Origin of the sequence: Rubripirellula reticaptiva, assembly GCF_007860175.1 — a bacterium.
GTDB classification, from domain to species: Bacteria; Planctomycetota; Planctomycetia; order Pirellulales; family Pirellulaceae; genus Rubripirellula; species Rubripirellula reticaptiva.
Window position 1 is genome coordinate 914,258 of the sequence record NZ_SJPX01000003.1, and the last position, 5,322, is coordinate 919,579.

General features: G+C 53.0%; 2 protein-coding genes. Both read right to left on the bottom strand.

Annotation, left to right across the window (positions count from 1 at the left end; translation table 11 throughout):
• Positions 1–368 precede the first annotated feature (368 nt).
• Positions 369–4,334 (bottom strand): serine/threonine protein kinase, encoded by a 3,966-nt coding sequence (locus tag Poly59_RS16250; protein WP_146535118.1) that lies wholly within the window; start codon positions 4,332–4,334, stop codon positions 369–371.
• A 194-nt stretch (positions 4,335–4,528) separates the two neighbouring features.
• The gene (locus Poly59_RS16255) at positions 4,529–5,146 is read right to left on the bottom strand and encodes an RNA polymerase sigma factor (RefSeq protein ID WP_146535119.1); all 618 of its coding nucleotides are present in this window, start codon (positions 5,144–5,146) and stop codon (positions 4,529–4,531) included.
• Positions 5,147–5,322 lie beyond the last annotated feature (176 nt).

The window sequence follows — 5,322 nt, forward strand, 5'->3', positions numbered from 1 at the left end:
CCTCGCCAGTATTACCAACCGTCAAACGGGTTCACGTCGTTAGAGGAATTGACAAGGGTACTCGGCTTCCTGACCAAGTGTCACCGCCGTTGTTGAATGGCTAGGTGCCCGAAACGCTAGCCAGGCCTTGATTGCCGAAAGCATGACTCTTCCGCCAAATACTGCTCCCCAATGCGGACCGTCGATGCCTTTCAGCCGCAATAAATAATAGATGTAGCGTTTTCGACTGTAGAGATTAGAAAAAAAATCTGTGGCTGAAACCATAGCGAACGTTGCCGGTGATCGGGGTCGCAAACGCAGACTGTTAATCTTTCGTGAGATGAGTCCAACGGAACGCAAGTTCACGCACTGACAGCAATCGCGAATCTTCATTCGTTTTGTGAGCTGAACATCGCGAGTGGAACGAATGTGCAGCGATCGCTTTCGTGTGTGCAGACGAAGGTAAGCGATTGCTCTGGACGATAGGTTGTCCGTTCGAACCCAGACGCCCAAACTGCGGGTTCGTAATTGTTTCCATCCGTGCTAGTGAACCGATCAATTACCGGATCGCTCTGGACCGAATCGAGCACTTCGCCATCGGGTGAGATTGACACCCAACTATTCGGTTCCGTCGCAAACACCATTGCTTGAAGTTCGGCATCTGCGTTCCAAATGGCAGCGGGGTAGATATGGGCTGAACGAATCCAACTGACAAACCCTTGATCGATCGGGTTCTGTGACGCTCCGTCGTGTCGCAGTCCATAACGCTGTCCAGGATCGATCTCCGTAACGACGCGACCTGTCGTCGGATCCAATTTCAGCCAAGTGTTTGCATTGATCACGACAATATTGCCCACTGAATCAATCGTCAGGTTTGAAAATCCAGCGAGTTGCGAAGTCTTAACTTGCCAAATTTTGTTTCCTGTCGAAGACTGAATGGCCCGAATCTCAACGCCGTCATCGAAACTTGATGCGAGGAAGATTGATGAACCATCGTGGCTAATGCGGACGGCAGGAGCGTTTCCAATGTTTTCAACACGATGCTGAAACAGGACGCGACTTTTGGCTTCGGAAACTTCATGCACCACGATTTGGCCGGAGCCATCTGATTCACAAAACCACGGTCGGTCTCTGGCGACCGACAGGCGGGCGGGCTGGCCTGTTGTCGTGCGAACAAAGAGATTTTCTATTCTGCCGTCGTGATCGACCCGAGTGATACAGCAATATCGCCAATCGGTCTCCTCACGCGGGTCAGCGTCGCGAAGTTGTTTGCTTAGTTCGTGAAACAAAGGTTTTGGCAAGATTGATATCGAAAACGAAGTCTGCTTTCTGTTCAGTTTTGTTGTCGGTTCTTTATCGGTCGCTTGATCGATCCACGAAACATCACGCAGCATATAGCGTCGTTGGGAGTTTGAAGTTTGAAGGAGTTTGCCGTTGGGCACGCAGAATCGTGCCACGTTCGTTTCTCGGAAATGTTCCTCGTTGGGCGGTGCGCGCGGGATCGGTTGGCTGGAGAAAGTGCCCCGTCCATCAATAGCGATCCCCGAGCCATCGTGGCGAAACATTGCAAACCCACTTCGAAGCGGAGACGGTGTTGCATCGATGAACGCGTCGCAGCGGGGCAGTCGCGAGATGGTTTCCAAGCGGTGGTTCCACACTTCGGCATGGCCTCGCCATGCAACCGCCAGCCTGTCTTGCGCCGGATGAATGGCTACGCGAGGAAACAAAAGACGATCTCCGGGGCATCGAGTCGTCTTCGCTGAAAACTTTCCGGACAGTGGGTAGTCTGCTGCTTGTCTTAGTTCCAAGTGATTGACGAACCCTTGCAGGATTGTGAATTTGCTATCTCTACTAGCTGGCATGACCTGGTAGTGATTGGAAATGGTTTCACCCCGCGGGATACAAGCGACTCTTGTCCCGTCATTTAGCAAATGAAAGCTGAATTCCTTTTCCGTGCGCATGACATAGTGTTCGTCGTCTGCTGCATAACGCAAATCGATGATTGACTTGGAATCGGCAATTGGATGGGCTCCGACGAGTCGCCAAGACCACTTTGGGGACTCGGCAGAATCATCGGTATCATTCTCGGCGAGATCTACATCTGTCGAAGCTTGTTTTTGCGATTCTTGGGGCAAACCGAAATTTGCGATCCAGTGCTCAATGCCCGCCGGAGTTTGAAGTAAACAGCTGGGGCGATCGCTGACGGAATCAAAGTTCAACACATCGATTCTAGCGAAAGGATCTTGGACATCGCGGACTTCGGGATCGTAGCAGTGCAACTGGTTTTGTGTTGCCACCAGGATCAGAACTCGTCCTTGATCTGTAACTGTGCGAATCGAAGTGATCCCGTCAAATGATACTGGCTGCACGTCTACGGTGGTCCGATGATTGCTGCCGAATCGAATCAGACCCACAAAGTTGTACGACGCAGCGATCAACGAGCCATCAACAGGGTTCCAACAAATTGCTCTGGCCCATTGGGATGGGCCGTCACCACGCATGGTGTAGTGCAGAGTGAACTGTTTGCCATCCCAGTTGTAGACACGAATTCGATTTCGGATCGTTAGCACTGCGAGACGTGTACCGTCGTGTGACCACGCCATATCAAGAATTTGATCGTGCGGTGACACCGTCGACACCGCAGCTAGCTTGATGGTCGGATCGGATACCTGCAGTCGGCTTAGCAGTCGTTCGGATTGCGAGGCGAATTCAGTATTTGTTTCTGCTTCAAATTTTAGAAAGCCGTGGTACTCGGTTCCAAGCACCGTGTAGCCGTATGGCGAGCGTCGGGTCACGGTCGGAAGAATTTTGTTTGGTTCGTTTTGGTTGTCCGCGAATTCGCTTCCATCCTTTGTTGAATTGAGGTTGCTCGAAGACAATTCGGTTGACGTGTTGCCCGGCAAGGACAATCGTGGGATTAACGCAACGGAAGCCGACGAAACGTTGCTCGTGGCTCGAATACGAACGCTTCGGTTCACTAAGAATTGAAACGTTGTCGAAAACAGGACCAAGGCCAAAGCAAAAAGTCCGATGACGAGGAGACGGCTAAGTCGATTCCGTTTGGCTGGCCGAATCAAATCCGTCAATCCAACCGTTTGGCCCGATGCCTCAGGCCAATCATTGGGTTCCGAAGCTGACAAGATCAATTTGCTCAGATCGGCCCTCAAATCGCCATCCGGCGTAGCGTCCTGATCGAGTATTTCCGAGAGTGCTCGCGAAACATCTTTCATGGTGCGCGGTCGGGCCGTAGGATCCTTCGCCAACATGGAATCAATCAAAAGCTGCACGGATTGTTGTTGCGCGTCGCTGCCCTGAGTAGCGTCCAGTTCGATCCGAGGTGGTTTTTGATGGCGATGGCCGGCGATGAGTTCGACAATGCGTCCCGTGCTTCCAGTCGTGCTGGGCAAGTTGCCGAAGGGGGCACTCGTCGTCAGCAGGTACTGCAGCGTGCAACCGAGCGAGTAAATGTCGGCAGCAAACTGATCGTGGATTTCCAGCGACACGCCATCCTGTGATGCATTGATTCTCTCGGGGGCGAGAAAGCCCAGGGTTCCGAAATCATCGATGACATTCGCACCACGATGAGACTCGGTGGATTCCGTTTCCGGATTGACCGTCTGGGCGGTTCCCAAATCCAGAAGTTTCACGACGCCGCCGCGGTCTAGCATGATGTTGGACGGTTTGATGTCCAAGTGTGCCACGCCTTCTTGATGCGCATAGTCCATTGCGACGGCTACGTCGCGAGTGATTGTTACGGCTTCGATGATCGAGAGCGATCCGGACTTTTTGATTAGCCGTGAAAGGTCCAGGCCATCGATTAGCTCGGTAATCAGATAGGGACATCCTTCAATGAGTCCTGCATCGGTCGCGGTTACGATATTCGGATGCATTAACCGTCCGTGGGCCCGCCACTCACGCAAGACTTGTTGTGCTCGACGGCGAGAAAGTGTGCGTTCGCCGTTGAGCCACTTGATGGCAACGGAGCGTCCTAGATTGACGTGGCGACCCTCGTAGATTGACCCCATCCCGCCGACAGCGATCAGTCGCTTGACTGCGTAGGGGCCAATCCGATCGGGGATCGGCGAACTGATTGTTTTTCGATGAGAAGGATCACGTCTCGCCGATAGCAGACGAAAGATTGTGTGATCGGTTGGTTCAATGGGTCGGTTCTTTAGCTGCTGAAGCGGAGGATGCGGATTCGAATCAAGTTCTTCAACACGATTTTGGCAGGACTCGCATTCGTCGATGTGATCAATGACGATTTCTAGGTCGTCTGAATCTAGTTTTCCTTCTGCGCAGCGGCGCAGCGTGTCCGTCGTTGGACATGGCTCGCTCGTCGAAGTAGGTCTCGGCACGTGAGGTTCCGTCACGAGGATTCGGCGGTGGATCGGCTGAATGGCTGGCAATCCATCAACCCAGTCAGACGTTACCGGCTGGTTCTGATCGTTGCTTTACCTTGTCTATCGCTGGGACTTGGACATGAAGCGCGCTGACGAGTAAAAACGGCGAAATTGATTAGGACTCACCCATGGTCAATCGTGTTGGTTGGTTACTCAAGATTTTCTCCGAAATGTTCTCTCAGTTTCGCCAGTATTCGCGACTTCGCTTTGTAGATAGCCCATACGGAAATGCCCAAGTCATCAGCCACATCCTTAGCGGCATCGCCTTCGACAGCGACCCGCCAAAACGCTGTCCAAGTCGTTTCGTTGAATGAAAGTTTTAGTTCACCGAGCAGTCGCAGATGCAGATCAGCGACGTCTTCGGTCGTTTCCGGCGATTGATCCGGCAGCGATAGGATTTGCTGAAGAGCGCCCGTGCCGCCACCAGCTTGGGCTTTACCAGCAGTACGTCGTTGGTGGTCAGCAATCTTGTTGCGGGTGATCGTCCACAACCAGCCTCGGAATGATCCGGTGCCTGGCGTCTGTATCGGTCGAAGCTCGAAACGGTCCAGCGACTCGCTGACGCCTAGCAGCACCTCTTGGCTGACGTCAAACGCGTCAGATTCTTGCAATCCGCAGCGACGACACCATCCGACCACCAAGGGGCCGTAAATCCGCACGAGCCGCTGCCAAGCCACGGCGTTGCCTTCGCGGATCGCAAACAGCAGCGTCGGCGAAGTCGTGTCGTTGTCCGTGGGATGTGGTGAGAGCATTAAGGTTTGATGCATCGTCGGCGGCAGTTCAATCCACCGACTAGACTAGCTCAAAATGCCGGCCCCCGAAACGATTTCACACTGAAAAACGGCTGCATTTTGAATTGTCCTGCCTGAAAAACGGCCTCGATGTCCAACTCGCTGCGATAGATGACCAGCGAACTCCGTTTTCTCCATCGTCGCAGTCGATC

What these genes read in the sequence shown, in the direction of transcription:
- Poly59_RS16255 (WP_146535119.1), bottom strand. Translation starts at nt 5,146, where the DNA reads ATGCATCAAACCTTAATGCTCTCACCACATCCCACGGACAACGACACG.